The organism is Streptomyces sp. NPDC048496 (genome assembly GCF_043200055.1).
Lineage (GTDB): Bacteria > Actinomycetota > Actinomycetes > Streptomycetales > Streptomycetaceae > Streptomyces.
The window spans coordinates 119915-146441 of record NZ_JBICXB010000002.1 but is presented as its reverse complement, the minus strand read 5'-3'; the positions used below and the strand labels follow the sequence as shown (position 1 = coordinate 146441).

Below are 26527 nucleotides of genomic sequence, written 5' to 3'. Positions count from 1 at the left end.
GCCGGACGACCGTGGCGGCCGGACACGGATTCCGTGCATGCCGACGGCCCGTACGGAAGCAGCTTCCGTACGGGCCGTCGGCGGGGAAGATCAGCGGAACCAGTGGCGATCAGTGGTTGCGCGGGAAGCCCAGGTCCACGCCCGCCGGGGCGTCCGCCGGGTCCGGCCAGCGGGTGGTGACGACCTTGCCGCGGGTGTAGAAGTGCACGCCGTCGTTGCCGTAGATGTGGTGGTCGCCGAAGAGCGAGTCCTTCCAGCCACCGAAGGAGTGGTAGCCCACCGGCACCGGGATCGGCACGTTGACGCCCACCATGCCGGCCTCGATCTCCAGCTGGAAGCGGCGGGCGGCGCCGCCGTCGCGGGTGAAGATCGCGGTGCCGTTGCCGAACGGCGAGGCGTTCATGAGGGCGACGCCCTCCTCGTACGTCTCGGTGCGCAGGACACAGAGCACCGGGCCGAAGATCTCGTCCTTGTACGCGTCCGAGTCGGTGGACACGTGGTCGAGGAGGGAGAGGCCGATCCAGTGGCCGCCCTCGAAGCCGTCGACGGTGTGGCCGGTGCCGTCGAGGACGACCTCGGCGCCCTGGGCCGCCGCGCCGGTGACGTACGAAGCGACCTTGTCGCGGTGGGCCGCGGTGATCAGCGGACCCATCTCGGACGTCGGGTCGTTGCCGGGGCCGATCTTGATCTTCTCGGCCCGCTCCTTGATCTTGGCGACGAGCTCGTCACCGATGGCGCCTACCGCGACGACCGCGGAGATCGCCATGCAGCGCTCACCGGCGGAGCCGTACGCGGCGGAGACCGCGGCGTCGGCGGCGGCGTCGAGGTCCGCGTCCGGCAGGACCAGCATGTGGTTCTTCGCACCGCCGAGCGCCTGGACGCGCTTGCCGTTGGCGGAGGCGGTGGTGTGGATGTAGCGGGCGATCGGGGTCGAGCCGACGAAGGAGACCGCGGCGACGTCCGGGTGGTTCAGCAGCCCGTCGACCGCGACCTTGTCGCCGTGCAGGACGTTCAGCACACCGTCCGGCAGACCGGCCTCGGCGGCCAGCTCGGCCAGCAGGATGGCGGCCGACGGGTCCTTCTCGCTGGGCTTGAGGACGAACGTGTTGCCGCACGCGATGGCCAGCGGGAACATCCACATCGGCACCATGGCCGGGAAGTTGAACGGCGTGATGCCCGCGACGACACCGAGCGACTGACGGATCGAGGAGACGTCGACCCGGCTGGAGACCTGGGTGGACAGCTCGCCCTTGAGCTGGGTCGTGATGCCGCAGGCCAGCTCGACGATCTCCAGACCGCGGGCGACCTCGCCGAGCGCGTCGGAGTGCACCTTGCCGTGCTCGGCGGTGATCAGCGCGGCGATGTCGTCGCGGTGGGCGTCGAGCAGCGCGCGGTAGCGGAAGAGGACGGCGGTGCGGGCGGCCAGCGAGGACGTGCCCCACGTGGCGTACGCGTCCTTCGCTGCGGCGACCGCGGCGTCGACCTCTTCGAGGGAGGCGAGCGCGACCTGGGTCGTGACGGCGCCGGTGGCCGGGTCGGTGACCGGGCCGTAGTTGCCCGACGTGCCCTCGACGGTCTTGCCACCGATCCAGTGGTTGACGGTCTTCATTACGAAACTCCTTCAGGCCTTCAGAGGTGGCGGCGTCGGGCTGCGACTCGCCGGTCGTAGTCTTCCCGGGCTTTTACCGCCGACGGGCGGGTGGCCGTTTCGGCTACAGGAACATCCCACCACGCCTGCGCCGGAGGGGGGCCCGACACTGTGTCTGCCGTTTCGGTCTCGACGTAGACACAAGTGGGGCGGTCCGCGCTCCGCGCCTCAGAGAGGGCTTCGCGCAGGTCATGGACGGTCTTCGCACGCAGCACCCGCATTCCGAGGGAGGCCGCGTTGGCGGCGAGATCGACGGGCAGCGGGGGGCCGGTGAAACTCCCGTCGGCGCTCCGGTGCCGGTAGGCCGTGCCGAAGCGTTCGCCGCCGACCGTCTCGGAGAGCCCGCCGATGGAGGCGTAGCCGTGGTTCTGCAGGACAACGACCTTGATCGGGAGGTTCTCCTGCACGGCGGTGACGATCTCTGTGGGGTTCATCAGGTACGTGCCGTCGCCGACGAGCGCCCAGACGGGACGGCCGGGGGCGGCCAGCTGTACGCCGATCGCGGCCGGGATCTCGTATCCCATGCAGGAGTAGCCGTATTCCACGTGGTACTGGCGTCGGGAGCGGGTCCGCCACAGCTTGTGCAGGTCGCCGGGGAGCGAACCCGCGGCGTTGATCAGGATGTCGTCGTCGGTGACCAGGGTGTCGAGCAGGCCGAGGACCTGGGCCTGGGTGGGCCGGGCGTGGGGGTCGTCGGCGGCGAACGCGGCGTCGACACGTTGCTCCCAGCGCTCCTTCGCCTCGGTGTACTCGGTCTCGTACGCCGGGTCGACGCGGTAGTTGCGCCCGTTCAGTGCCCCGGTCAGCGCTTCGAGGGCGGTGCGGGCGTCGGCGACGAGCGGGAGCGCGGCGAGCTTGTGGGCGTCGAAGCCGGTGATGTTGAGGCCCAGGAAGCGGACCGCCGGGTTGGAGAAGAGCGTGGCAGAGGCGGTGGTGAAGTCGGAGTAGCGGGTGCCGATGCCGATGACCAGGTCGGCGGTGCGAGCCAGCTCGTCGGCGGCCGCGGTGCCGGTCGGGCCGATGCCGCCGACATCGGCGGGGTGGTCGTGGCGCAGCGAGCCCTTGCCCGCCTGGGTGGAGGCGACCGGGATCCGGGTGGCGGCGGCGAACGCGGCGAGAGTCTCCTCGGCGGCGCTGTGGTGGACGCCGCCGCCTGCGACGATCAGCGGCCGGCGGGCGGTGCGCACGGCCCGTACCGCCTGCTCCAGCTCATGGGCGTCGGGCGCGGGCCGGCGTACGTACCAGATGCGCTCGGCGAAGAACTCCGCCGGCCAGTCGTACGCCTCCGCCTGTACGTCCTGCGGCAGCGCGAGTGTGACGGCACCGGTCTCCGCAGGGTCGGCGAGGATCCGCATCGCCTGGAGGGCGGCCGGGACGAGCGCCTCGGGGCGGGTGATCCGGTCGAAGTAGCGGGAGACGGGGCGCAGACAGTCGTTGACGGAGACATCGCCGGCGGACGGGACTTCGAGCTGTTGCAGGACAGGGTCGGCGGGGCGGGTCGCGAAGGTGTCGCCGGGGAGGAGCAGGACGGGGAGGTGATTGATCGTGGCGAGGGCGGCACCGGTGACGAGGTTGGTGGCGCCGGGGCCGATGGACGTGGTGACGGCGTGTGCGGAGAGCCGGCCGGACTGGCGGGCGTACCCCACGGCAGCGTGCACCATGGACTGCTCGTTGCGGCCCTGGAGGTAGGGCATGGAGGGCCCGGTCTCCAGCAGCGCCTGGCCGATTCCGGCGACGTTGCCGTGGCCGAAGATGCCCCAGGTGGCGCTGATCAGACGCTGCCGACGGCCGTCGCGTTCGGTGTACTGGCGGGCGAGGAAGGAGACCAGGGCCTGGGCGGTGGTGAGCCTGCGGGTGCTCATCGGGATGCCTCCTGACCGGCGATTCCGGAGGGGCCGGAGGGGCCGTGGAGCGGGAGCCGGGGGTCGACCGGCTGCGCCGGCCAGGTGTCGCGGATCCAGCCGTGATCGGGGTGGTCGCTGATCAGCCACTCCCGCTGCTCCCCCGGGCCGGCCATCACATTGAGGTAGTACATGGTGTGGCCGGGGGCGGCGATGGACGGGCCGTGCCAGCCGTCGGGGATCAGGACCGCGTCGCCGCTGCGGACCTCGGCGAGGACATCCGTGCCGCCGGGCCGGGACGGGGAGACACGGTGATAGCCGAACCCGGCCGTGCCGCCCCGCTCCTCGATCTCGAAGTAGTAGATCTCTTCGAGGACCGACTCGGCTCCGGGGCGGTGCTCGTCATGTTTGTGCGGCGGATACGAGGACCAGTTGCCGCCCGGGGTGAGGACCTCGACGGCGATCAGCCGGTCGCACTCGAACGTGTCGGCGGCGGCGAAGTTGTTGACCTGGCGCGAGCAGGTCCCGGAGCCGCGCAGCTCCACGGGTACCTCCGGCGCGGGGCCGTAGCGAGCGGGGAGTCGTCGCTCGCACTTCGCTCCTGCCAGGGCGAAGCGGCCTCCTGCGCCGGAGGCGATCTGCGCGTGGGCGTCACGTGGTACGTAGGCGAAGTCGGACACCCCGCTGAACACGCTTTCCCGGCCCAGCAGTTCAACGATCTCACCTGAGGTGTGCACCGTACAGCCACCGGTCAACGGCAGGACGATCCACTCACTCTCCCCGGTGACAAGTGTGTGAACACCACCGGGCCGCAGCTCCACCACACGCAGGCTCGACCGGTCCCAGCCGGCCCGCTTCGGATCGATGTCCAGGGCGTACGGTCCCTCCGCCGCGCTGCCCGCGGGCAGATGCCACCGGTGCCCCGGCCGTTCCCGTACGCGTTCCTCATGGTCCGTCGTCATGCCTTCTCCCTACCCGTCCCTGTCCACTCGCTACAGCAGTGCCACGGCCGTATCAACGGCACCGGCCACGTCCCCGTCGACCGGATAGAGCAGCGACCTTCCCACCACCAGCCCCTGAACGGTGGGAAGTCGCAGCGCGTCACGCCATTTCTCGTACGCGCCCTCCTGGTCGCCGCCCACCTCGCCGCCCAGCAGCACGGCAGGCAGCGTCGATGTCTCCATCACGCGCGCCATGTGGTCGGGGTTCTCGGTGACGGGGACCTTGAGCCAGGTGTACGCGGAGGTGCCCGCAAGCCCCGAGGCGATGGCGATCGACGTGGTCACCGCGGCCGCGCCGAGGTCGTTGCGGACCTTGCCGTCGACCCGGCGGCAGAGGAACGGCTCGACGAAGACCGGCAGCCGGTGCGCGGCCATGGCGTCGATGGCGCGGGCGGTGGCGTGCATGGTGTCGAGGGAGCCGGGGTCGCCGTAGTCGATGCGGAGCAGCAGCTTGCCCGCGTCGAAGCCGAGCCGGGCGAGGTCGTCGGGGCGGTGGCCGGTGAAGCGGTCGTCGAGTTCGAAGGAGGCGCCCGCGAGTCCGCCGCGGTTCATCGAGCCGATGACGACCTTGTCCTCCAACGCGCCGAGGAGCAGCAGGTCGTCGAGGATGTCGGCGGTACCGAGGACGCCGTCGACGCCGGGGCGGGAGAGGGCGAGGCAGAGCCGCTCCAGGAGCTCGAACCGGTTGGCCATGGCCAGTTCGTGCCCGCCGACGGCGAAGGAGCCGCGGGCCGGATGGTCCGCCGCGATGATCATCAGGCGCCCGCTGTCACCGACGAGAGGCCGTCTGCGGCGGCGGGCGGCGGCCTCGGCGACGGCTTCGGGGTGGCGCACGCGCAGCCGTACGAGGTCGGCCACGGAGGAGGCCGCGGGTGTCATGAGACCGCCCCGGGCCCGGGTTCGGGTTCGGGATCGCCGGTGGTGACGGCGCCGCGGACGAGTGCCTCTTCCACCTCGTGGGGGAAGGGCATGGCGGGTGAACAGGCGAGCCGGGAGGCGACGATGGCACCGGCCGCGTTGGCGTACCGCATGATGCGCTCGGTCTCCCAGCCGGCGAGCAGCCCGTGGCAGAGCGCCCCGCCGAAGGCGTCTCCGGCACCGAGACCGTTGACGACGTCCACGGGCAGGGGCGGGACGTCGGCGACGGTGCCGTCCCGGTGGACGGCGAGGACACCCTTGGGGCCCTGCTTGACGACGGCGAGCTCGACCCCGGCGGCGAGCAGGGCGCGGGCGGCCGCATACGGCTCGCGTTCCCCGGTGGCGATCCGGCACTCGTCGAGATTGCCGACGGCGACAGTGGCGTGGGCGAGGGCCTCGCGGTAGCGCGCGGTGGCCGTGGGGTCGACGAGGTGGTCCGCGCCGGGGTGATCGGGCTCGTCGGTCCAGAACATCGGGCGCCAGTCCAGGTCGAAGACCGTGCAGCAACCTGGCACAGGGCCTCGCTCGTTGCCGGACTCCGCCCGCGCCTCGCTCCTGGCGCGCAGCGCCGCCAGCGTCGCCGTGCGGCTGGGTTCCGCGCACAGTCCGGTGCCGGTCATCCAGAAGACCCGGGCCGCCCGGATCGCGTCCAGGTCGAGTTCCGCTTCGTGGATCTCCAGGTCGGGCGCCTTGGGCAGGCGGTAGAAGTAGAGCGGGAAGTCGTCCGGCGGAAAGATCTCGCAGAAGGTCACCGGCGTCGGATACGCGTCGACAGACGTCACCCATCGGTCGTCCACCCCGAACTCCCGCAACTGCTGGTGAAGATAGTCCCCGAACGCGTCCCGGCCGGTGCGTGTCACCACCGCCGTCCGCCTGCCGAGCCGGGCGGCCGCAACAGCCACATTGGCCGGTGAGCCGCCGAGGAACTTCCCGAACGTGTCGACCTGAGCCAGCGGGCGTCCGGTCTGCAGGGGGTAGAGGTCCACCCCGATCCGCCCCATGGTGATCACGTCGTACATCTCAGGCATACGCGTCCCTTCGACCGGCGACCGGAGCGGCTGCCCCCAGGTCTAGCCCTCTCTCCGGAACCCTGTCAACATTTTGTCCGGACATAAGGACGTACTCTTGACAGTCGTCTTCCGGCGCCGAATTCTTGGCCGCATGACCTCCTCCGCTTCCGCTCCGGCCCGCATCCGTATCGGCTCGGCACCCGACTCGTGGGGGGTCTGGTTCCCCGACGATCCCCGCCAAGTGCCGTGGCAGCGCTTCCTCGACGAGGTGTCCGAGGCGGGTTACGAGTGGATCGAGCTGGGCCCGTACGGTTATCTCCCGACCGATCCGGCCCGCCTCGCCGAGGAGACCGGCCGCCGCGGACTGACCGTCTCCGCGGGCACCGTTTTCACCGGATTGCACCACGGCCCGGACGTCTGGGAACGGACCTGGGCGCATGTCGCCGACATCGCGGCACTCACCCGGGCGATGGGCGCCGGGCATCTGGTGGTCATTCCGTCGTTCTGGCGCGACGACAAGACCGGCGAGATCCTTGAGGACCGCACCCTCACCGCGCAGCAGTGGCGCCACCTCACCACGCAGACGGAGCGGCTGGGCCGCGAGGTACGGGACCGCTTCGGACTGCGGATCGTCGTCCATCCGCATGCCGACACCCATATCGACAGCGAGGAGAACGTCAACCGGTTCCTCGACGCCACCGATCCCGACCTGGTCTCGCTCTGTCTCGACACCGGCCACTACGCCTACTGCGGCGGGGACAGCGTCAAGCTGATCGAGACCTACGGCGAGCGGATCGGCTATCTGCATCTCAAGCAGGTCGACCCGGACGTCCTGGCCGAAGTCGTGGCGGACGAGGTGCCGTTCGGGCCGGCCGTGGCACGGGGCGTCATGTGCGAACCGCCGAACGGCGTACCCGCCCTGGGTCCCGTGCTGGACGCGGCCCGACGGCTGGACGTCGATCTGTTCGCGATCGTCGAGCAGGACATGTATCCGTGCCCGCCCGACAGGCCCCTGCCGATCGCCCGTCGCACCCGCGCCTTCCTCCGCTCCTGCGGCACACCGGCGCAGACACCCGCGCCCGAGCAGGACACACCGAACCGGGCACGGATGTGACGTCCCGGCGGTGTGCGGTGTTGTGCTCACAGAGAAGCGGGTGCGGTCCCTTCCGCACCCCGTGACCGCACGAGGAGCAACTCACCGTGATCCGAAAGACGTCTCTCTCCGCGAGGACGGCAGGGGCCTCGGTCCTGGCCGCACTCGCCCTGGCCGCCGCCCTCACCACCGCCCCCGGCGCCTGGGCCGCCGGGCACGCCCCGGAGCAGCCGCTCCCCTCGCCCGGCGCGGCCTGCGTGTTCTACGACGGCGATCAGCTGACCTTCTTCGGCGAGCAGGGCGAACGGGTCTCCGAGGTGCAGTGCCTTCTGGCCAACCGCCGCTATCTGCCGTGGAGTGCCGTTGACGGCACCTTCGGGACGACGACCCTCGCCGCTGTTCAGCGCTTCCAGGCGGACCACCCGCCACTCGTCCCGGACGGCCTGGTCGGTCCGCAGACCTGGTTCGCGCTCTGGCACGCCTAGGAGGGCACTGAAGATCTTGGCCGACTCCGGCCCGAATGCACGCCTTCTGTCACAGATATCACTCCCTTGTCACACATGTCCGCGTGGCGCGGGTCTTCCGTCACAGGCATTCGACAGCCCCTCCCCGCTCGTCGCCCCGTGTCGTTCACCGGACACAGGCTGAGTGATCGTCAGCGTCCGTGCCGCGGCTCCTCCGCCGGCCCCCGGCTGCCGCTGCGGCGCAGAGAGGTGTCACTTATGACGGACAGAAGGCTCTGGTCCTACAAGGACATTGCCGCGCACATCCGGGTGCAGCCGGAGACCGTTCGCTCGTACCGCAAGCACGGTCTCCTTCCCGCACCCGACCATGTGGAAAGCGGTAAGCCCTACTGGTACGCGGACACCGTCCGCGCCTGGGTCGCTGCCCGCCCGAGCAACCGGGGCCGCAAGGGCTGACGCCCTCGCCCCTTCCTCCGTCCGTTCCAGGCCCCGTACGGCGACCGGCCCCGACCCGGCGCCGCACGGGGCCTCCGTCCATGCCTGGTTCCCGTCGCGCGCCCCGGGGGGCTATCTGCGAACCTCGTCCGGCTCGTCCGGTTCAGTGAGAGCATGTGACGTGCAGGCGGGCCCAGGAGTTGTTGGCGTACCCCCTGGGATTCCAGACGGTTGCTGGCGATTCGGGCTGTACGGCCGCAGTGTCGTCCCAGGCGCGGGCGACGAGTTCCGTCTCGCCTGGGGGCAGGGTGAGTGTGGTGTGCCAGTGCTGCCACGTCCAGGGATTTTCCGCTGTGTCCAGATCGGCGTGGATCCACAGGTTGCCGCCGTCAGGGGATACATCCACCCGCGCCACGGTTCGGTCATCCCCGGCGAAGGCAAAGCCGGTGACCTTGGTCGGCCCGGAAGGTAGCTGGGCGTCTTTTCCGGGCTGCAGGATGGCACAGTGGATGGCGATCGGGCCAAGGGTGATGCCGTCCCCCGGTCCGGCCGTGCGAGGGTCAGCTTCGGGGGGCAGGATGCTGTATTCGGCTTGGAAGTAGTTGTCGGTCGGTTCGGCTTGTGCGGTGATGCGCTGGAGCCATTTGACGCTGCGGGCACCGATCCAGCCCGGGACGACCACGCGCAGTGGGGCCCCGTGCGCGGTGGGCAGTGCCTGGTCGTTCATCGCCCAGGCCAGGAGCACTTCGCCGGCGGTGGCTTTCGCCGCCGGGATGGAGGCGCCGAAGGGCTGTGGTGGGTCGGTGTCCTGTGACACGTCGGCGCCGGTGAAGGCGATGTGGGTCGCTTGCGCCTGCAGCCCGGCCTCGGCCAGCACGTCTGCCAGGCCCGCTCCGCCCCAGCATGCGGTGGAGATGGCTGCGGGGCCCCAGGGGACTTGGCCAGGTATGTCGTGGAACAACATCAGGTCGGCGCGGCGGTTGCCCGCGCACTGCAGTGTCGCCACCAGGTTCCGCTCGGGGAAGCGGCGCTGCAGTTCGTCCAGGGACAGCTCCAGGGGGTTCTCGACCAGGCCGTCTACTCGCAGCCGCCAGCTTGCCTTGTCTATGAGGGGGAACGGTCCGTGATTGCGGCCGTAGAAAGTGTCCAGAGGGGTGACCTGGCCCACGAGGGCGCCAGGAGGTGGCTCGGCGTTGTACGGCTCTGCCTGGTGAACGATCATATCTGCCCGTTTGTCACATATGCCCATATTGGATCTATGCTCGAATTCCACCCAAGCGACACATCAGGTGGTGTCCGCCGCGGGGCGGTCCCAGTCGAGGCGCAGGTGTCGCACTGACCAGCACTCGCACGCCGGCCCGCGCCGGCCACCCCCCGGACTCTCCGAGCCCCCTCGTCCGCCCCGGCCACTGCTCCGCCGAATGGCCGACAGCGCGCGAAGCGACATCGCCCCCCTCTCGCATTCATACCCCCTAGGGGTATATAGTTCTGCGCGTTGGGGCGCACCGGCCTTCCCGGGGCTCCCTGGCGCCACATTGAAGCTGTACGCGTCGAAGAGGAGAACACCATGACCGCCGAGACCCAGCTCCCCCAGGCCACCGGCTCCTGCTGCTCGCCCGGCGGCTCCTGCCACAACGGTGCTGGCACCGAAGCAACGGCGGGTGCGATCACCACCGTCTACCGGGTGACGGGCATGACCTGCGGGCACTGCGAAGGCGCCGTCTCCGAGGAGATCTCCGGCATCGAGGGCGTCACCTCGGTGAAGGCCGTGGCCTCCACCGGAGAGGTGACCGTCGTCTCCGAGGCGCCGCTGTCCGAGGACGCCGTCCGCGCCGCGGTCGACGAGGCGGGTTACGAGCTCGCCGGCCAGGCCTGAACGCCGTCCGGGCCCACCCGGACACCCCACGAACCCGCCCCACCAGCATCACCCGGATCATCTGCACCACCCCTTGCGCCACCGGGCCGGACCGACCAGCAGATACTGGTGGGGCACGGCCCGGTCGGCATTTCAGGAGTTCGGACATGCACAGCGCAACAGAGGCCGAAGCCCCGGCGGTCACGAGTTCGGAAGCGGAACTCACGATCGGCGGGATGACCTGCGCCTCGTGCGCGGCCCGCGTCGAGAAGAAGCTCAACCGGATGGACGGCGTCACCGCGTCCGTGAACTACGCGACCGAGAAGGCGCGCGTCGCGTTCGGTGCCGGGACCCGGCTGGCCGACCTGATCGCCACGGTCGAGAAGACCGGATACACCGCACAGCCGGTACAACGGCCCGCGCCGGCGCCGCCCCCGCCGCCCGCCGAAACGCTCTCGCCGCCCGAGGCCACCGGCCCCGCCGAGGTCGAGCGGACCGAAGAGGCCCGACGGACCCGGGAAATCGAAGAGGCTGCGGACACCGGCACCGCGCCGGAGGAGACCGAAGCCGAGCGCAGCGCGGCCGACGCCCTCTCCGCCCTGCGGCAGCGGCTGATCGTCTCGGCCGCCCTCGCCGCCCCCGTCGTGCTCCTGGCCATGGTCCCGTCCCTCCAGTTCGACAACTGGCAGTGGCTCTCCCTCACGCTCGCCGCCCCCGTGGTCGTCTGGGGCGGACTGCCCTTCCACCGCGCCACCTGGACCAACCTCCGGCACGGCGCGGCCACCATGGACACCCTCGTCTCCGTCGGCACGCTCGCGGCGTTCGACTGGTCGCTCTGGGCGCTGTTCTTCGGGGACGCGGGCATGACCGGGATGCGGCACGGCTTCGACTTCTCGGTCTCACGCGCAGTGGGGTCTCCCCTGCTCGAGCGGAGCCGAGAGCTCGGGGAAAGCTCCTCCACCATCTATCTGGAAGTGGCCGCCGGGGTCATCACCTTCATCCTGCTGGGCCGCTATCTGGAGGCGAAGTCCAAGCGCAAGGCCGGTTCCGCGCTGCGTGCGCTGATGCACCTGGGCGCGAAGGACGTCTCCGTCCTCAGGGACGGCACCGAAGTACGCGTCCCCGTCGCCCGGCTCGCCGTCGGCGACCACTTCGTGGTCCGTCCCGGCGAGAAGATCGCCACCGACGGCACCGTCACCGAGGGCACCTCCGCCGTGGACGCGTCGATGCTCACCGGCGAGTCCGTTCCGGTCGATGTGAACGTCGGGGACTCCGTCACCGGCGCCACCGTCAATGTCTCGGGCCGCCTCGTCGTGCGCGCCACCCGGGTCGGCGCCGACACCCAGCTGTCCCGGATGGCCAGGCTCGTCGAGGACGCCCAGAACGGAAAGGCCGAGGTACAGCGTCTCGCCGACCGGATCTCCGCGGTCTTCGTCCCGGTCGTCCTGCTGCTCGCGCTGGTCACCCTGGTCGTCTGGCTGCTGTTCACGGACGACGTGACCGCCTCGTTCACCGCCGCCGTCGCCGTACTGATCATCGCCTGCCCGTGCGCGCTCGGCCTCGCCACTCCCACCGCGCTCATGGTGGGGACCGGGCGCGGCGCGCAGCTCGGCATCCTGATCAAGGGCCCGGAGGTCCTGGAGACCACCCGGCGTATCGACACGATCGTCCTGGACAAGACCGGCACGGTCACCACCGGCCGGATGACTCTCCAGGACGTCCACCCGGCGCCCGGCACCGACGCGACGCAGGTACTGCGGCTGGCCGGCGCCCTGGAGCACGCCTCCGAGCACCCGATCGCCCAGGCCGTCGCCACCGGTGCCGCCGAACGCACCGGGGCCGCGCTCCCCGCCGTACAGTCCTTCGCCAACGTCCCGGGGCTCGGGGTACGCGGCACCGTCGACGGGCACCAGGTGCTCGTCGGACGCCCCCAGCTGCTCACCGACGCAGGGATCGCCGTCCCCGAGGCGCTGTCCGGCTCCCTCACGGACGCGGCGGCCCAGGGCCGTACGTCCATCGCGGTCGCCTGGGACGGCGAGGCGCGTGGCGTTCTCGGGGTCGCCGACGCGATCAAGGACTCCAGTGCGACAGCCGTCGCCGAGCTGCGCGCCCTCGGCCTCAGGCCGGTGCTGCTGACCGGCGACAACCGGGCCGTGGCGGACGCCGTCGCCCGTGCCGTCGGCATCGACGAGGTCTACGCCGAGGTGCTCCCCGAGGAGAAGGTGCACGTCATCGAGCGGCTCCGAGCGGAGGGCCGTTCGGTCGCGATGGTCGGGGACGGCGTCAACGACGCGGCGGCCCTCGCCACCGCCGACCTCGGGCTGGCCATGGGCACCGGCACGGACGCCGCGATCGAGGCGAGCGATCTCACCCTCGTTCGTGGAGATCTCAAGGTGGCCGCCGATGCCATCCGGCTCTCCCGGCGCACCCTGACCACGATCAAGGGCAACCTTTTCTGGGCATTTGGTTACAACGTTGCCGCCCTACCCCTTGCGGCGTTTGGCCTGCTCAACCCTATGATTGCCGGAGCGGCAATGGCCTGCTCATCGGTCTTCGTCGTGACGAACAGCCTGCGGTTGCGCGCCTTCACGTGATTTCCACAAAGAGATCTAGATCACATCAGTTTGAGGGTAACCATCCGATGGGTTCGCGAGTCTAAGAGTGCGATGCCAGGGATGTCTTGGGGGACGTCCGACGAAGCATCTTGGGGGATGCTTCAGGCAAGCGTTGGCCGGGGCACGTGCACCGGGGAGCTTTGAGCGGCCCTCCCGAAGGTACGTACCCCGGCAGACCGCGAGACGTGCAACCGCAGTGACGTAGTGCAGCAGCACCGAGGAATACCCAGGAGCTTCGGCTCCCGCAGACGCCCGGCCGGATCCCGTGGGGGGAATCCGCTCCGGGATATGGGAAGCGCCTCGCTGTCGGCCCGTGGGGGGATCGGCGGCGGGGCGCTTCTCGCTACATGCGGGCCGGGTACGCGAATCGCCCCGGACACCGCGCTCTGTGCGAAAGCGCGGTACGCGGGGCGAAGGCAGCCCGGCCGCAGCGGCCGGGGTGGTGCAGGGGGTGCTACGAGAGTCAGCGGCCCTCGACCGGGACGAAGTCACGCAGGACCTCGCCGGTGTAGATCTGGCGCGGGCGGCCGATGCGGGATCCCGGCTCCTTGATCATCTCGTGCCACTGGGCGATCCAGCCGGGGAGCCGGCCGAGCGCGAAGAGCACGGTGAACATCTCGGTCGGGAAGCCCATGGCCCGGTAGATCAGACCCGTGTAGAAGTCCACGTTGGGGTAGAGGTTGCGCGAGACGAAGTACTCGTCGGAGAGCGCGTGCTCCTCCAGCTTCAGCGCGATGTCGAGCAGCTCGTCGGACTTGCCGAGCGCGGACAGCACGTCGTGGGCCGCAGCCTTGATGATCTTGGCGCGCGGGTCGAAGGACTTGTAGACGCGGTGGCCGAAGCCCATCAGCCGGACGCCGTCCTCCTTGTTCTTCACCTTGCGGATGAAGGAGTCGACATCGCCGCCGTTGGCCTGGATGCCCTCGAGCATCTCCAGCACCGACTGGTTGGCGCCACCGTGCAGCGGGCCCCACAGCGCCGAGATACCGGCGGAGATCGAGGCGAACATGTTCGCCTGCGAGGAGCCGACCAGACGCACGGTGGAGGTCGAACAGTTCTGCTCGTGGTCCGCGTGCAGGATGAGCAGCTTGTCGAGCGCGGAGACGACGACCGGGTCCAGCTCGTACTCCTGGGCGGGGACCGAGAAGGTCATGCGCAGGAAGTTCTCGACGTACCCGAGGTCGTTGCGCGGGTAGACGAAGGGGTGACCGATCGACTTCTTGTACGCGTACGCGGCGATCGTCGGCAGCTTGGCCAGCAGGCGGATCGTCGAGAGGTGGCGCTGCTCCTCGTCGAACGGGTTGTGGCTGTCCTGGTAGAACGTGGACAGCGCGCTGACGACCGACGACAGCATGGCCATCGGGTGGGCGTCGCGCGGGAAGCCGTCGAAGAACCGCTTGACGTCCTCGTGCAGCAGTGTGTGCTGGGTGATCTCGTTCTTGAAGGTCGACAGCTCGTCGACCTTGGGAAGCTCACCGTTGATGAGCGTGTACGCGACTTCCAGGAACGTCGAGCGCTCGGCGAGCTGCTCGATGGGATAGCCGCGGTACCGCAGGATGCCCTGCTCGCCGTCGAGGTAGGTGATGGCGGATTTATATGCGGCGGTGTTGCCGTATCCGCTGTCCAGCGTCACCAGGCCGGTATTGGCCCGGAGCTTCCCGATGTCGAAGCCCTTGTCGCCGACGGTGCTGTCGATCACCGGGTAGGTGTACTCGTCATCGCCGTACCGCAGTACTACAGAGTTGTCGCTCACGTCATCCCTCACCGACGTAGTGCCTCTACTTCGAGATTCCCTGACTGTCTCCACCCTCCTCCATTTGGCTCAGGAGAGTGCACTCGGGGTCGTCCATTGGACCTACTGACGGCACTGAGTGCCGCCAAGATACTCATCCTGCCCCCTTGACTCCGGTTCCGGAAGGGCTCCGTGATGTTTGCCACCGATTTGATCGATCATTTTTTCCGCTGATCCTCCGCCCGCTCCTCCACGCAGCCGGTAATCCAGCGCCGTACAGCGTCTGCCGGCGGAAACCGTGCGGACCGCCTGGCCGATCGCCTGCCGGGAGCCGACCAGCACGACGAGCTTCTTCGCCCTCGTCACAGCCGTGTACAGCAGGTTCCGCTGGAGCATCATCCAGGCGCTCTTGGTGACGGGGATGACGACGGCCGGGTACTCGCTGCCCTGGGAGCGGTGGATCGTCATGGCGTACGCGTGGGCCAGCTCGTCCAGCTCGTCGAAGTCGTACGGGATCTCCTCGTCCTCGTCGGTGAGGACCGTAAGCCGCTGTTCATCGAGGTCGAGCGAGGTGACGACGCCGACCGTGCCGTTGAAGACGCCGTTCTCCCCCTTGTCGTAGTTGTTTCGGATCTGGGTGACCTTGTCGCCGACCCGGAAGACCCGGCCCCCCATCCGCTTCTCGGGCAGGTCGGGGCGGGCCGGGGTGATGGCCTGCTGCAGGAGTCCGTTGAGCGTGCCCGCGCCGGCCGGACCGCGGTGCATGGGGGCGAGGACCTGGACGTCACGCCTCGGGTCGAGGCCGAATTTGGCCGGAATGCGACGGGCGGCGACGTCCACCGCGAGGACGCCCGCCTCCTCCGTCTCGTCCTCGACGAAGAGGAAGAAGTCGTTCAGGCCCTGAGTGAGCGGCGGCGTCCCGGAGTTGATCCGGTGGGCGTTGGTGACGACACCGGACTGCTGGGCCTGGCGGAAGATCGTCGTCAGCCGGACCGCGGGAACGGGTCCGCCCTCGGCGAGCAGATCGCGCAGCACCTCCCCCGCGCCGACCGACGGCAGCTGGTCGACATCCCCGACAAGCAGCAGATGGGCACCGGGTGCCACGGCCTTGAACAGCTTGTTGGCGAGCAGCAGATCGAGCATCGACGCCTCGTCGACGACGACGAGATCGGCGTCCAGCGGACGGTCCCGGTCGTAGGCCGCGTCCCCGCCCGGCTTCAGCTCCAGCAGCCGGTGCACGGTGGACGCCTCGGCGCCGGTCAGCTCGGACAGCCGTTTGGCGGCCCGCCCGGTGGGTGCGGCCAGAACGACCTTTGCGCGCTTGGCGCGGGCCAGCTCGACGATGGAGCGGACCGTGAACGACTTGCCGCAGCCGGGTCCGCCGGTCAGCACGGCGACCTTCCGGCTGAGCGCGAGCCGTACGGCCGCCTCCTGCTCGGGGGCGAGCGTCGCCCCGGTACGACCGGCGAGCCACGTCAACGCCTTGTCCCAGTCCACGTCCTGGAAGGCCGGCAGCCGGTCCTCGGGGGTCCGCAGCAGCCGCTGCACCTGCGCGGCGAGAGCGACCTCGGCGCGGTGAAACGGTACGAGGTAGATCGCGGTGATCAGCTCGCCTCCCTCGGGCGACGGCACCTTCTCCCGTACGACGCCCTCCGGTTCCTCGGCCAGTTCGGCGAGGCACTCGATGACCAGCCCCGTATCGACCTGGAGCAGTTTGACCGCATCGGCGATCAGCCGCTCCTCCGGGAGGAAGCAGTGCCCCTGGTCGGTGGATTGCGACAGCGCGTACTGCAACCCCGCCTTGACCCGCTCCGGACTGTCGTGCGGGATGCCGACCGCCTGCGCGATCTTGTCGGCAGTCAGAAAACCGATGCCCCAGACGTCTGCGGCCAGCCGGTAGGGCTGGTTCTTCACGACGGAGATCGACGCGTCCTCGTACTTCTTGTAGATACGGACGGCGATCGAGGTGGAGACGCCCACACCCTGGAGGAAGACCATCACCTCCTTGATCGCCTTCTGCTCCTCCCAGGCGGCGGCGATCATCTTCGTCCGCTTCGGCCCGAGCCCGGGGACCTCGACGAGCCGCTTCGGCTGCTGCTCGATGATGTCGAGCGTGTCGACGCCGAAATGCGTCGTGATCCGGTCGGCCATCACCGGCCCGATGCCCTTGATCAGTCCGGAGCCGAGATAGCGACGGATGCCCTGGATGGTGGCGGGCAGCACGGTCGTGTAGTTCTCCACCGTGAACTGCTTGCCGTACTGGGAGTGCGAGCTCCAGCGCCCCTCCATCCGCAGCGACTCGCCGACCTGCGCACCCAGCAGCGAACCGACGACGGTCAGCAGATCACCCGCGCCCCGCCCCGTGTCGACGCGGGCGACCGTGTACCCGTTCTCCTCGTTCGCGTACGTGATGCGCTCAAGCACACCTTCGAGGACGGCCATGTTGGACATGTACCGACGCTACCCGGTCCCACTGACGGCCGGTCCGGCCCCATGGACAACCCCCCCGGGAACCGGACCGCAGGTGAGCCCCCTCCCCCATACGGCCGTCGATGCGCTCGCATTCACAGGAGCCGGAACCGGGCGGCTTCCGGAGCACCTCGAAATAATTCGCTCACGTACACCGGCAGCCAGAACCGATGATGTGCACATGGCACTGAATGAGACGTTGGCGCGCGTCGATGCGGACCTCGCCGCAGGGCGCATACCCATGGCGCGCCAGCGACTGCGGGGACTGGTCTCGTCGTACCCCCACTACCCCGGTCTGCGTCTGCGCCTCGCAGACATCTATCGGCTCTACGGTGATCCGGCCGAGGCCGGCCGTTGGACGTACCTCGAAGACGACCGGGATTCCGACGAGGTCGCGGCGTTCGAGGAGAGGTACAGCGACCCGGTGCGCCGGATGAGAGCCCTGGCCTGGAAGGGCCCGGAATCGGAAGCCCATTCCCTCTTCGCCGTACAGCAGTTGGCCGCCGTACGGACCGCAGCCTCCAAGGCCCTCGGACGCTCGGTCGACTGGGACACCCTCGCGGAGGTACGCGGCGACTCGCCGGAGAAGCGGTCGTTCCTCCAGGCCATGGCGCCCGTGGGCTGCGGACTTCTCGTGATCGCGTTCTTCGCGTTGTGGGTGAGGGGACTCCTCGACCTCTTCGACTGATCCGCCGCCCCGGCCGTGCCATCGACCGGCATGCCTTACCGGTGCCCTCCGCCGTGCCCGGCGCACGGCTCGACCCGGCTCGGCCGGTGTGTCCGGCTGTCGGCGATTCGCTTCACGTCCCTCAGGGATTCGGTGAGCAGGCCGGCAAGGAAGTGGAGTTCGGTGTTCTCAGCCTTGCAGTCCGCCAGGAGTTCGACTGCGTGGCCCAGCAGCTCCTCCGCCATGCCGAGCTGGACGCGCTCGACGGTGTCCGCGACCCGCGACACCTGACCGTGCCCGTCGGTCAGGACGTAACAGGGCTCGCCCTGCTCACCCGTCCACGGCAGAAGCCGGAAATATCCTGGCTCGCTCTCCCCCGCGCTCATGCCGCCGCCCCCGTCCCGCGCATGTGCCTTGAGGTCGCACGCGGCTACGCCCACGTGCCCGTCCGGGACAGCGAGGCCGCCAACGGCCCCGCGCTCGTCTTCTCCACGGGCGGCTGGTCGGCTTTCGTCACCGCGGTCAAGCAGGGCGAGTTCTCCGCCTGAGGCGTTCACGGCAGCACAGCAGCCCCGTTACGGTCACCGACCTGACGGGGCCGCTGTCATGTCACCGCGACGGCCCCGCCGGCAGACACAGCGAGAGCCCCGGCAGAAATGACCAAGACAGCCAGATTGGGCAGGACATTGCCGGAATCACCAGGCTTGCGAACTTGGGCCAGGTGGTCTCCAACCTCGGCCCGGCCGCCACATGATCATGTGATGTTACGCTGACGGCCATCCGGCAGATGGACGGCCCCAGGCCCGGTTCCAGCTCGGTGTCCAGGCCAGCCGCCAGGGCTGGCTTTGAACCGCCCTTTGAACCGTCGCCCAGGCCGGAGACCGCGACCTCGCCCGCATACCCGCAAGTCTGCTCCTTCCTGCGCCCTCGTGCCGGCGACATCGCCCACACGTGACGGGCGCGTGGGGCGGGCCGGCAGGGGGATCCGGCCCGCCCCATGCGGATCTTCGGTCGCTCGAGGGAGCGCGTCCTGCGGTCGAACTGCAGCGTCAGCCGGCGTCCGGCTTGACCAGGTCGGAAAGCTTGGCCTCGAACTGCCCGGCGAACTTGAGCGACGGCAGGATGTGGCCCTGCTTCGCCGCGTCGTTGGCCACGCTCGCCGCCCAACTGGACGCGGCGAGCCGCTGGTTCGGCGTGCCGTGGTGGCCCGGGTTGTCGAAGCCGCAGTCGCCCACCTCGTAGAACGACTGCTCAGAGCCCAGAACACGCTTGGTGTTCAGCGCCTCGCCGCGGGCGTGGGCCAGGTAGTACGTCCCGAACGCGTCGGCCATGAGCTCAGTGCGGCGGGTGGCCTCAGGAGCGGGCAGGTCGCTCACGAACAGGTCGTTCGCGTACTGCACGTGGTGGCCGAACTCGTGGGCCTCGATCGCCCGCGGCGCGACATCGCCCAGACCCACGGCTGACATGCCCTGCAGGATGCCGTCCCCCATGATGATCCTGTCGGAGACGCCTGTCGGTTCCGGGTCACGCTTCTCGCTGTAGGCGAAGGCGTTGAAGGAGAAGATCGGGTTGGCGCCGCCCTTCAGGATCGGTTCCATGTCGACGAGCTCGACGAACATCTCGGCCAAGTCGAGCTGGGACTCCGGCGTCCCGCCGTACAGCACCGAGAGCGTGCGAGCAACCCGCTCGGGGCTGGAGAAGACATCGGCCCCGTGCAGGGGTACCAGCTGGATGTCCGCCGAGTTGATGTCCCAGAACCGCTTGAGGTTCTTCATCTCGGAGGTGAGCTTCTGGGTGTACTCACCGTTGACACCGAACTTGTTGGACTTCGACTCCGTGCCGAAGATCAGCGCGTCGTAGGTCGGGAGGTTGAAGCCATCGAAGATCGAGAGCATGAAGATGACGAAGGGGTCCTCGGCGCCCATGAGAAGAGAGCGGGCCCAGGTCTTGAGCCCGGTCGACGGGCTCCGCGGGCTCCCCCAGGCCGCTTTTCGAATGGGCCGGCCGCGCTCTCATTACACCGTGCATTTCATTCATCACACGGGTCGAATAGAGGGTTTTTCGTTTGGCGCAGGCAATATACGCATGTCCGTTTTGTGATGATTCAATGCTTTTGTCGTGTGGCGTGGGCGATATGGCGTGCGTCACTATGATACGACTTAGTAGGACAAAGAGGCCGCACCGCCGCCCGTTTGCGGCCATTTCGGACACCGTTGCCCATTCCCTGTACGTATCTCGATAGTAATGAGTGTCATTGACCGGGACTTAAACCCCGTTTAAAAATTCTTGGCATCCCGACGGAAGAGGTAATTTCCGATGCAGATCTCCGCGATGTCCAAGAAGTTCGCTCACATGACCCAGACCAAGAAGGTCTCGCTGGGCATGGCCGCCGCCGGCGCCGCAGTCGTCGCCGGTTCTCTCGTCGGCGCTCCAGCCGCCTCGGCCGCCACCCCCGCCCAGTCCGGCGGCACTGTCAGCACCTGGATCAACCAGTCACTGGAGATCATGCGGGCGCAGGGCATCCCGGGCTCCTACGAGGGGATCCACCGCAACCTGATGCGCGAGTCGAGCGGCAACCCGAACGCCATCAACAACTGGGACTCGAATGCCGCCAAGGGCATCCCGTCCAAGGGTCTGCTCCAGGTCATAGACCCGACCTTCAAGGCCTACCACGTCCCCGGCACCTCGTGGAACATCTACGACCCGGTCGCCAACATCACCGCCGCCTGCAACTACGCGGCCGACCGCTACGGCTCGATCGACAACGTCAACTCGGCCTACTGATCAGCCGGCGGCAGCACCGATCTCGACGGCCACCGGCCTCGAACACCCCTTCCGCGCAGTGAACCGCACGCCGTTCCCCCGGCACCTCAGATCTCGGGCGTTGACACCTCAAGATCTGCACGGGGGACGGCATGTACTGCGTCAGGCGCTGACGATCGCGATCCGGACCTCTCGCGGGTAGAGCGTCCGCAGGTAGCGGCAGAACTCCAGGAACTGCGTCCGCTTCTTGACCGGCTTGATGTGGCCGTAGAGCTTGTCCTTGGCCAGGGCCAGGGCGGCGAACAGGTGCCGCACTCCGTCGTAGCGGTTGTAGGTCGCCCAGCGTCGTCGACGGGGCTCACGGCCGGGGGCCTTGTGCTTGCCTCCGCGTTCGGCCCACTGCCGGCCCGGATGCGGCATCAGATTGAGGGGCCCGAACTCGTCCAGGCAGAAGATGACTGTGGGTTCACCGTCCTCTGGTACGACCTCACCGTCGGCGATTGCGTAGAGGTGCTCGACGCGGGCCTTCTTGGCCGCGTAGTCCGGGTCGCGGGAGGTCTTCCAGGTTTTCAGGCGTTGAAAGGAGACGCCTTCCTCGCGGAACTGGATGCGCAGGCTCACGCGCTCGGGCGAACGCTCCGTTCGGCGATGCGGATCAGGGGGCGCTCCGGTGCCAGGCGGCTGACGACGCGTGACACCAGGGCATTGCCGGCGCCGTCGACGACGGTCGCCTTGCGTCCGCCGAGCGCCGCGAGTGCTGTGGCGACGACCTGCTGCGGTGTGCGCCGGGTGCCGACCGACGCGTTGTCACCGGCCACGTCGAAGAACGGGGTGTCGGTGGCGCCCGGGCAGATCCCGAGGACGGTCACACCGGTGCCGCGGGTCTCGCCCCAGAGGGAACGCGTGAAGGACAGGACAAATGCCTTCGTCGCGGAGTACACCGCCATGTGTGGCACCGCCTGGAATCCGGCCGTGCTGGCGACGTTGATGATGGTGCCGCGCCCGCGCTCGACCATGCCGGGCAGGAGCCGGGTGGTGTTGCCGACGAGCGTGCCGACGTTCAGCTGCACCTGGGAGGCCATGTGGTCGGGGTCGGCCTCAGCGAGGTCGCCGTGGGAAGCGAAGCCGGCGTTGTTGACGAGGATGTCCACAGCGACGCCCTGCTTGTCGAGCATGCGCGCGAGGGTCTCGGAGGAGTCGGGCCGGGAGAGGTCGAGGGTAATCGGCGTGACGGTCACGCCGTGCTTGGTCCGCAAGGTCGAGGCGAGCTCCTCCAGCTTGTCTTTCGAACGGGCGACGAGGACCAGGTCCACACCGTGGGCGGCCAGTTGCTGGGCGAACTCGGCGCCGATCCCTGACGAAGCGCCGGTGACGACAGCCAGCTGGGAGGTGAGGGTGTCCGAGTAGTTCATATCTGTCTCCATACCGACTCAAAGGTTTTTTTCTTCGTGATGAGGAGGCCGAGGTGGCCGACGTGCGTGGTGTCCGGCCCGCCCGGCGTTCAGTGGGCTTCGATGGTCGCCTCAATGACTTCGGTGAGAACGGCCGCTGCACGGTGCAGCTCTTCGGGGGTGGCGCGTCCCGTGGCCTCGAGGACGCCCTTCAAGCCATCGAACGCGCCCACGAATACGGTCGCCAGCGTGTGGGCGTCTGCCGAAAGATGCAGGTCGCCTGCGTGGGCGCCTGCGAGGAGGAGTTCTTCGACCAGGCCGACCCACTCCGCGAGAACGGACGCCTCGGCATGGTCCTGCGGCGACTCAGTGGTGAGCTCGCGGTCGAGCCGTACGACGGACCATCCCGCGGGTTCGGCGATGACGAGGTCCACGAGGATGGGGACGAGTCCGCGCACCTGTGCGGCCGGCCCTCCGAGCCCCTCGAGCTGCCTGCGCACATGCGCAAGCATCCCCTGCTTCTGATCGTCGACGACCGCATGGGCCAGGGCGGCCTTGCTCTTGAAGTGGAAGTACACGGCGCCCTTGGTGAGGCCGGTCTCGCTCACCACGTCGTCCATCCGGGCCAGGGCGTACCCCTTGGCGTCGAAGACACGGGCGGCGGCGCGCAGAATGTCCCGGCGCGTCGCCGCGCCCTTCGGTGTCAGTTGGTCCACTGGCCTTCCCATACCCCCGATAGTAAATACCTTCGAGTCGGTTTTTCAAGTTGATCAGGAGCCACATTGCCCGAAGGGCCGTAGAAGGAATACAAGCCGGCCCGCATCACGTGGACGACCAAGCCGGTCACGAAGAGGGAGTGCACCACGTCCCGGAGCAACGGCAAGACCAAGAAGTCGTGCCGCACGGTGCGGACCGGTACCCACCGTGTCTCGCACCGGCGTCCGGCGCGCTGGCAGATCGAGCTGGACGACGACGCGCACGAGCTGTGCATATCCAAGAGCCGGTGGCACAAGGTGCGTGTCGGCGACCGGTGGTGACCCGCTGAGACCGGTGCAGGGGTGCCGTTTCGGTCCCGCCCGGCGTCCCTGGTGAACCGGGCGCGGACGGCGGCGATGCCGAGGGGCACCCTCGCACCGTCGCCCACGCGGGCGGAAGGATCAAGGCCACAGGGGCGAGGGGCGGGCCGGGACTCCGTGCGGCCGGTCCGTGGGGGCCGCGGCCCCGCAGGTGCGTCCCGGGAGACGAAATGGGGCCCGGTCGGAAGACCGGACCCCCCTCGCTTTCCCCCTCCATCAGGGCTTCCCGATCCCCCCGGATCCCTCCCGGAAGCGCCCGACGCAAGATACGACCCGGCAGGGTGCAGAAGGGTTGTACCCCTTTGCGATCTCTTTGCCCAGCCGATTCGAACCCGCGCGAACCCGCTCTCAGCAGGCGTGCTCGATGTACCGCGCCGCGACCTCCGCGAGGACTTCGGCGCCGTCGCGCGCCCACAGGTCCTCGTTGAAGATCTCCACCTCGATCGGTCCGTCGAAGCCGGTGGCCTCGACCGTCTCGCGGAATGCGCGGAAGTCGACGCTCCCGTCGCCGAGTTGGCCCCGTCCGACGAGTACGCCCGCCGGGAGCGGGGTGATCCAGTCCGCCAGCTGGAACGAGTGGATACGGCCGCCCTCCCCCGCCCTCGCGATCTGTGCGGCCGCCTGGTCGTCCCACCAGATGTGGTACGTGTCGACGACCACGCCGACCTGCTCCGCCGGGAATCGCTCCGCGATGTCCAGGGCCTGGGACAGAGTGGAGACGACGCAGCGGTCCGAGGCGAACATCGGGTGCAGCGGTTCGATCGCCAGGCGTACGCCGCGTTCCCGCGCGTACGGTCCCAGCTCGGCAAGCGCTTCCGCGACGCGTTCGCGGGCGCCGTGGAGATCGCGGCTGCCGGGCGGGAGACCGCCGGAGACCAGGACCAGGGTGTCGGTGGACAGGGCCGCCGCCTCGTCGACCGCGGCGCGGTTGTCGTCCAGGGCGCGGGCCCGTTCGGCCGGGTCGAGCGCGGTGAAGAAGCCGCCCCGGCAGAGGCTGGTGGCAGTCAGACCCGCGTCCTTCAGGAGCTGCGCGGTGCACTCGACTCCGTACTCCTGGACAGGTGCCCGCCACAGGCCGACCTTGGCGATGCCCGCCTTGACGCAGCCCTCGGCGAGCTCGGGCAGCGACCACTGCTTGATGGTCTCCTGGTTGATGCTCAGACGCGACAGGTCCGTCACCGGACACCTCCACCCACCGTGAGCAGGGCGCGCATCCGGGATTCGGCCAGCTCCGGGTCGGGGAACAGGCCCAGCCGGTCGGCGAGTTCGTACGCCTTCGCCAGGTGGGGCAGTGAGCGGGCTGACTGGAGGCCGCCGACCATCGTGAAGTGGTCCTGGTGGCCGGCCAGCCAGGCGAGTAAGACCACGCCCGTCTTGTAGAAGCGGGTGGGAGCCCGGAAGAGGTGCCGGGACAGCTCGACCGTGGGGTCGAGGAGTTCGCGGAAGCCCTTCACGTCCCCGGTGTCCAGGACGCGTACAGCGTGGGCGGCCAATGGGCCGAGCGGGTCGAAGATGCCGAGCAGGGCGTGGCTGAAGCCCCGGTCGTCGCCCGCGATCAGCTTCGGGTAGTTGAAGTCGTCGCCGGTGTAGCAGCGGACCCCGCAGGGAAGGCGGCGGCGTACGTCGATCTCGCGCTCGGCGTCGAGGAGCGAGATCTTGACGCCGTCGACCTTGTCAGGGTGTTCGGCGATGACCTTCAGGAAGGTTTCGGTGGCGGCGTCGAGGTCCGACGAGCCCCAGTAGCCCTCCAGCGCGGGGTCGAACATCGGGCCGAGCCAGTGCAGGACGACCGGCTCCGAGGCCTGGCGCAGCAGGTGTGCGTACGTCTCCAGGTAGTCCTCGGGGCCGTTCGCCGCGGCGGCGAGGGCGCGGGACGCCATCAGGATGGCCTGGGCGCCGCTCTCCTCGACGAGGGTGAGCTGCTCCTCGTACGCGGCCTTCACCTCGGCGAGCGTGGCGGACCCTGCGGGGAGCTGGTCGGTGCCGACACCGCACGCGATCCGGCCGCCGACCGCCTTTGCCTCGGCGGCGGAGCGGCGGATGAGCTCGGCGGCGCCGGTCCAGTCCAGGCCCATGCCGCGCTGGGCGGTGTCCATGGCTTCGGCGACGCCGAGGCCGTGCGACCACAGGTGACGGCGGAAGGCGAGGGTGGCGTCCCAGTCGACGGCCGCGGGGTCGTCGGGGCTGATGTCGGCGTACGGGTCGGCGACGACATGGGCGGCGGAGAAGACAGTACGGGAGGCGAGCGGAGCCCCGGCCGGTGCGAGGTCGAGCGGGGTGGTGCGGGGTTCGTACGGGCCCTGCGGGAGATGGATCGTCACCGCGTCAACTCCGGCACGTCCAGGCGTCGGCCCTCGGCGGAGGACTTGAGCCCGAGCTCGGCGAGCTGGACACCGCGGGCTCCGGCCATCAGGTCCCAGGTGTACGGCTCGTCGAGCACGATGTGGCGCAGGAAGAGCTCCCACTGGGCCTTGAAGCCGTTGTCGAAGGCGGCGTTGTCGGGGACTTCCTGCCACTGGTCGCGGAACGACCCGGCGACCGGGAGGTCGGGGTTCCAGACCGGCTTGGGGGTGGCCGAGCGGTGCTGGACGCGGCAGTTGCGCAGCCCGGCGACGGCGGAGCCGTGCGTTCCGTCGACCTGGAACTCGACGAGTTCGTCGCGGTTGACGCGGACGGTCCAGGAGGAGTTGATCTGGGCGACGGCGCCACCGGCCAGCTGGAAGATGCCGTAGGCGGCGTCGTCGGCGGTGGCGGCGTACGGCTTGCCCTGCTCGTCCCAGCGCTGCGGGATGTGCGTCCGGACGTGTGCCTGAACGGTCTTGACCTGGCCGAACAGCTCGTGGAGCACGTACTCCCAGTGCGGGAACATGTCGACGACGATGCCGCCGCCGTCCTCGGCACGGTAGTTCCAGGAGGGGCGCTGGGCCTCCTGCCAGTCGCCTTCGAAGACCCAGTAGCCGAACTCGCCGCGCACGGAGAGGATCTCGCCGAAGAAGCCGCCGTCGATGAGGCGCTTCAGCTTCAGCAGGCCCGGCAGGAAGATCTTGTCCTGGACGACGCCGTGCTTGATCCCGGCATCCTTGGCGAGGCGGGCCAGCTCCAGGGCGGCCTCGACGTCCGTGGCGGTGGGCTTCTCGGTGTAGACGTGCTTGCCCGCGGCGATCGCCTTCTTGATCGCTTCGACGCGGGCCGAGGTGACCTGGGCGTCGAAGTAGATGTCGATGCGCTCGTCCGCGAGGACCGCGTCGAGGTCGGTCGACCACTCGGTCAGACCGTGCCGGTCGGCGAGTTCCTCCAGCGCGTGGGCGCGGCGGCCGACGAGGACGGGCTCGGGCCACAGCACCTCGCCGTCGCCGAGGTCGAGGCCGCCCTGCTCGCGGATCGCGAGGATCGAGCGCACCAAGTGCTGCCGGTATCCCATGCGACCTGTGACGCCGTTCATGGCGATGCGCACTGTCCTGCGTGTCACGACGTTTCCTCCATACAGCCGTAGCAAGCGCTTTCTATGCGGTATGACGCTAGCCTGCCGACAGCGGCCCGGACAAGAGG

At 69.2% G+C, this 26527-nt stretch carries 24 protein-coding genes and 1 pseudogene; 9 read left to right on the top strand and 16 right to left on the bottom strand.

The annotated features are described in order from the left end of the window. Positions 1 to 109: 109 nt before the first annotated feature. From mmsA to iolC, 5 genes are read right to left on the bottom strand one after another with little or no spacing between them, the layout of a single operon-like run. Positions 110 to 1609, bottom strand: a complete 1500-nt coding sequence (gene mmsA, locus ACGFSA_RS02900) for a CoA-acylating methylmalonate-semialdehyde dehydrogenase (protein ID WP_393298754.1) — start codon at positions 1607 to 1609, stop codon at positions 110 to 112. 20 nt (positions 1610 to 1629) lie between these two features. Then, positions 1630 to 3510, bottom strand: coding sequence for a 3D-(3,5/4)-trihydroxycyclohexane-1,2-dione acylhydrolase (decyclizing) (gene iolD / locus ACGFSA_RS02895; RefSeq protein WP_393298751.1), 1881 nt, complete (start codon positions 3508 to 3510; stop codon positions 1630 to 1632). Next, positions 3507 to 4451, bottom strand: coding sequence for a 5-deoxy-glucuronate isomerase (gene iolB / locus ACGFSA_RS02890; RefSeq protein ID WP_393298748.1), 945 nt, complete (start codon positions 4449 to 4451; stop codon positions 3507 to 3509). Before iolB ends, iolD begins: the two co-directional genes overlap by 4 nt. Positions 4452 to 4481: 30 nt before the next feature. Next, positions 4482 to 5369, bottom strand: coding sequence for a deoxyribose-phosphate aldolase (locus tag ACGFSA_RS02885; protein WP_393298745.1), 888 nt, complete (start codon positions 5367 to 5369; stop codon positions 4482 to 4484). Beyond that, positions 5366 to 6436 carry a 5-dehydro-2-deoxygluconokinase gene (gene iolC / locus ACGFSA_RS02880; RefSeq protein WP_393298742.1) on the bottom strand — a complete coding sequence of 357 codons (1071 nt, stop codon included), beginning with the start codon at positions 6434 to 6436 and terminating at the stop codon, positions 5366 to 5368. Before iolC ends, ACGFSA_RS02885 begins: the two co-directional genes overlap by 4 nt. A gap of 133 nt (positions 6437 to 6569) precedes the next feature. Between iolC and ACGFSA_RS02875 the strand changes: the two genes are divergently transcribed. From ACGFSA_RS02875 to ACGFSA_RS02865, 3 genes are all read left to right on the top strand, one after another. Beyond that, positions 6570 to 7532 carry a sugar phosphate isomerase/epimerase family protein gene (locus ACGFSA_RS02875; RefSeq protein WP_393298739.1) on the top strand — a complete coding sequence of 321 codons (963 nt, stop codon included), beginning with the start codon at positions 6570 to 6572 and terminating at the stop codon, positions 7530 to 7532. Positions 7533 to 7618: 86 nt separating this feature from the next. Further along, positions 7619 to 7996 (top strand): peptidoglycan-binding protein, encoded by a 378-nt coding sequence (locus ACGFSA_RS02870; RefSeq protein WP_393298736.1) that lies wholly within the window; start codon positions 7619 to 7621, stop codon positions 7994 to 7996. 237 nt (positions 7997 to 8233) lie between these two features. Beyond that, positions 8234 to 8431, top strand: coding sequence for an AlpA family transcriptional regulator (locus ACGFSA_RS02865; RefSeq protein WP_037694159.1), 198 nt, complete (start codon positions 8234 to 8236; stop codon positions 8429 to 8431). A gap of 142 nt (positions 8432 to 8573) precedes the next feature. Here the strand turns inward: ACGFSA_RS02865 and ACGFSA_RS02860 are convergent, their stop codons facing one another. Then, entirely contained in the window at positions 8574 to 9683 is a 1110-nt protein-coding gene (locus ACGFSA_RS02860; protein ID WP_393298732.1) for a sulfite oxidase, read from the bottom strand. 294 nt (positions 9684 to 9977) lie between these two features. Between ACGFSA_RS02860 and ACGFSA_RS02855 the strand changes: the two genes are divergently transcribed. Then, a complete protein-coding gene (locus tag ACGFSA_RS02855) occupies positions 9978 to 10286 on the top strand; it encodes a heavy-metal-associated domain-containing protein (RefSeq protein WP_393298729.1) in 309 nt (102 codons plus the stop codon). 146 nt (positions 10287 to 10432) lie between these two features. Then, positions 10433 to 12859, top strand: a complete 2427-nt coding sequence (locus ACGFSA_RS02850; RefSeq protein ID WP_393298726.1) for a heavy metal translocating P-type ATPase — start codon at positions 10433 to 10435, stop codon at positions 12857 to 12859. Between the two features lie 484 nt (positions 12860 to 13343). Here ACGFSA_RS02850 and ACGFSA_RS02845 read toward each other — a convergent pair whose 3' ends face one another. Continuing rightward, positions 13344 to 14633 (bottom strand): citrate synthase, encoded by a 1290-nt coding sequence (locus ACGFSA_RS02845; RefSeq protein ID WP_327246261.1) that lies wholly within the window; start codon positions 14631 to 14633, stop codon positions 13344 to 13346. A 102-nt stretch (positions 14634 to 14735) separates the two neighbouring features. Further along, positions 14736 to 17063, bottom strand: coding sequence for an ATP-dependent RecD-like DNA helicase (locus tag ACGFSA_RS02840; protein WP_393298722.1), 2328 nt, complete (start codon positions 17061 to 17063; stop codon positions 14736 to 14738). A gap of 199 nt (positions 17064 to 17262) precedes the next feature. Between ACGFSA_RS02840 and ACGFSA_RS02835 the strand changes: the two genes are divergently transcribed. Beyond that, positions 17263 to 17769, top strand: a complete 507-nt coding sequence (locus ACGFSA_RS02835) for a DUF6584 family protein (protein ID WP_393298719.1) — start codon at positions 17263 to 17265, stop codon at positions 17767 to 17769. Positions 17770 to 17804: 35 nt separating this feature from the next. Here ACGFSA_RS02835 and ACGFSA_RS02830 read toward each other — a convergent pair whose 3' ends face one another. After that, complete coding sequence (locus ACGFSA_RS02830) at positions 17805 to 18134, bottom strand: hypothetical protein (protein WP_393298716.1); 330 nt, start codon at positions 18132 to 18134, stop codon at positions 17805 to 17807. Positions 18135 to 18155: 21 nt separating this feature from the next. Here ACGFSA_RS02830 and ACGFSA_RS02825 point away from each other — a divergent pair, with 21 nt between their 5' ends. Continuing rightward, a complete protein-coding gene (locus tag ACGFSA_RS02825; protein ID WP_393298713.1) occupies positions 18156 to 18296 on the top strand; it encodes a DUF397 domain-containing protein in 141 nt (46 codons plus the stop codon). 501 nt (positions 18297 to 18797) lie between these two features. Here the strand turns inward: ACGFSA_RS02825 and ACGFSA_RS02820 are convergent. After that, positions 18798 to 19673, bottom strand: coding sequence for a hypothetical protein (locus ACGFSA_RS02820; RefSeq protein WP_393298710.1), 876 nt, complete (start codon positions 19671 to 19673; stop codon positions 18798 to 18800). Between the two features lie 391 nt (positions 19674 to 20064). Here ACGFSA_RS02820 and ACGFSA_RS02815 point away from each other — a divergent pair, with 391 nt between their 5' ends. Further along, on the top strand, positions 20065 to 20532 hold the full coding sequence (locus ACGFSA_RS02815; protein WP_393298707.1) for a transglycosylase SLT domain-containing protein: 468 nt from the start codon (positions 20065 to 20067) through the stop codon (positions 20530 to 20532). A 150-nt stretch (positions 20533 to 20682) separates the two neighbouring features. On the opposite strand, the pseudogene ACGFSA_RS02810 reads toward ACGFSA_RS02815, so the two are convergent. The 3 genes and pseudogenes from ACGFSA_RS02810 to ACGFSA_RS02800 form a co-directional block, all read right to left on the bottom strand. Further along, positions 20683 to 21126, bottom strand: a pseudogene (locus ACGFSA_RS02810) (IS630 family transposase); the annotation flags it as partial. A 2-nt stretch (positions 21127 to 21128) separates the two neighbouring features. Beyond that, complete coding sequence (locus tag ACGFSA_RS02805; RefSeq protein WP_393298704.1) at positions 21129 to 21923, bottom strand: SDR family NAD(P)-dependent oxidoreductase; 795 nt, start codon at positions 21921 to 21923, stop codon at positions 21129 to 21131. 89 nt (positions 21924 to 22012) lie between these two features. After that, positions 22013 to 22630 (bottom strand): TetR family transcriptional regulator, encoded by a 618-nt coding sequence (locus tag ACGFSA_RS02800; protein WP_393298701.1) that lies wholly within the window; start codon positions 22628 to 22630, stop codon positions 22013 to 22015. Positions 22631 to 22807: 177 nt separating this feature from the next. On the opposite strand from ACGFSA_RS02800, the gene ACGFSA_RS02795 reads away from it, so the two are divergent. Then, positions 22808 to 22939: a hypothetical protein gene (locus ACGFSA_RS02795; protein ID WP_393298699.1), complete on the top strand. Its 132-nt coding sequence runs from the start codon at positions 22808 to 22810 to the stop codon at positions 22937 to 22939. A gap of 387 nt (positions 22940 to 23326) precedes the next feature. Here ACGFSA_RS02795 and ACGFSA_RS02790 read toward each other — a convergent pair whose 3' ends face one another. Genes ACGFSA_RS02790 through ACGFSA_RS02780 form a run of 3 tightly spaced genes read right to left on the bottom strand, consistent with a single transcriptional unit; the run spans position 23327 to position 26447 of the window. Next, on the bottom strand, positions 23327 to 24157 hold the full coding sequence (locus ACGFSA_RS02790) for a sugar phosphate isomerase/epimerase family protein (RefSeq protein ID WP_393298696.1): 831 nt from the start codon (positions 24155 to 24157) through the stop codon (positions 23327 to 23329). Beyond that, positions 24154 to 25299: a dihydrodipicolinate synthase family protein gene (locus ACGFSA_RS02785; protein WP_393298693.1), complete on the bottom strand. Its 1146-nt coding sequence runs from the start codon at positions 25297 to 25299 to the stop codon at positions 24154 to 24156. Before ACGFSA_RS02785 ends, ACGFSA_RS02790 begins: the two co-directional genes overlap by 4 nt. Continuing rightward, entirely contained in the window at positions 25296 to 26447 is a 1152-nt protein-coding gene (locus ACGFSA_RS02780; protein ID WP_393298690.1) for a Gfo/Idh/MocA family protein, read from the bottom strand. The genes ACGFSA_RS02785 and ACGFSA_RS02780 overlap by 4 nt, the downstream gene beginning before the upstream one ends. Between the last annotated feature and the right edge of the window lie 80 nt (positions 26448 to 26527).

Coding starts and splice junctions, on each gene's coding strand:
- ACGFSA_RS02865 (WP_037694159.1), top strand. CDS start 8,234: ATGACGGACAGAAGGCTCTGGTCCTACAAGGACATTGCCGCGCACATC.
- ACGFSA_RS02820 (WP_393298710.1), bottom strand. CDS start 19,673: ATGGGCGCCGAGGACCCCTTCGTCATCTTCATGCTCTCGATCTTCGAT.
- ACGFSA_RS02830 (WP_393298716.1), bottom strand. CDS start 18,134: ATGAGCGCGGGGGAGAGCGAGCCAGGATATTTCCGGCTTCTGCCGTGG.
- ACGFSA_RS02800 (WP_393298701.1), bottom strand. CDS start 22,630: ATGGGAAGGCCAGTGGACCAACTGACACCGAAGGGCGCGGCGACGCGC.
- ACGFSA_RS02875 (WP_393298739.1), top strand. CDS start 6,570: ATGACCTCCTCCGCTTCCGCTCCGGCCCGCATCCGTATCGGCTCGGCA.
- mmsA (WP_393298754.1), bottom strand. CDS start 1,609: ATGAAGACCGTCAACCACTGGATCGGTGGCAAGACCGTCGAGGGCACG.
- ACGFSA_RS02835 (WP_393298719.1), top strand. CDS start 17,263: ATGGCACTGAATGAGACGTTGGCGCGCGTCGATGCGGACCTCGCCGCA.
- ACGFSA_RS02855 (WP_393298729.1), top strand. CDS start 9,978: ATGACCGCCGAGACCCAGCTCCCCCAGGCCACCGGCTCCTGCTGCTCG.
- ACGFSA_RS02805 (WP_393298704.1), bottom strand. CDS start 21,923: ATGAACTACTCGGACACCCTCACCTCCCAGCTGGCTGTCGTCACCGGC.
- ACGFSA_RS02840 (WP_393298722.1), bottom strand. CDS start 17,063: ATGTCCAACATGGCCGTCCTCGAAGGTGTGCTTGAGCGCATCACGTAC.
- iolB (WP_393298748.1), bottom strand. CDS start 4,451: ATGACGACGGACCATGAGGAACGCGTACGGGAACGGCCGGGGCACCGG.
- ACGFSA_RS02815 (WP_393298707.1), top strand. CDS start 20,065: ATGCAGATCTCCGCGATGTCCAAGAAGTTCGCTCACATGACCCAGACC.
- iolC (WP_393298742.1), bottom strand. CDS start 6,436: ATGCCTGAGATGTACGACGTGATCACCATGGGGCGGATCGGGGTGGAC.
- ACGFSA_RS02885 (WP_393298745.1), bottom strand. CDS start 5,369: ATGACACCCGCGGCCTCCTCCGTGGCCGACCTCGTACGGCTGCGCGTG.
- ACGFSA_RS02825 (WP_393298713.1), top strand. CDS start 18,156: ATGTGCCTTGAGGTCGCACGCGGCTACGCCCACGTGCCCGTCCGGGAC.
- iolD (WP_393298751.1), bottom strand. CDS start 3,510: ATGAGCACCCGCAGGCTCACCACCGCCCAGGCCCTGGTCTCCTTCCTC.
- ACGFSA_RS02850 (WP_393298726.1), top strand. CDS start 10,433: ATGCACAGCGCAACAGAGGCCGAAGCCCCGGCGGTCACGAGTTCGGAA.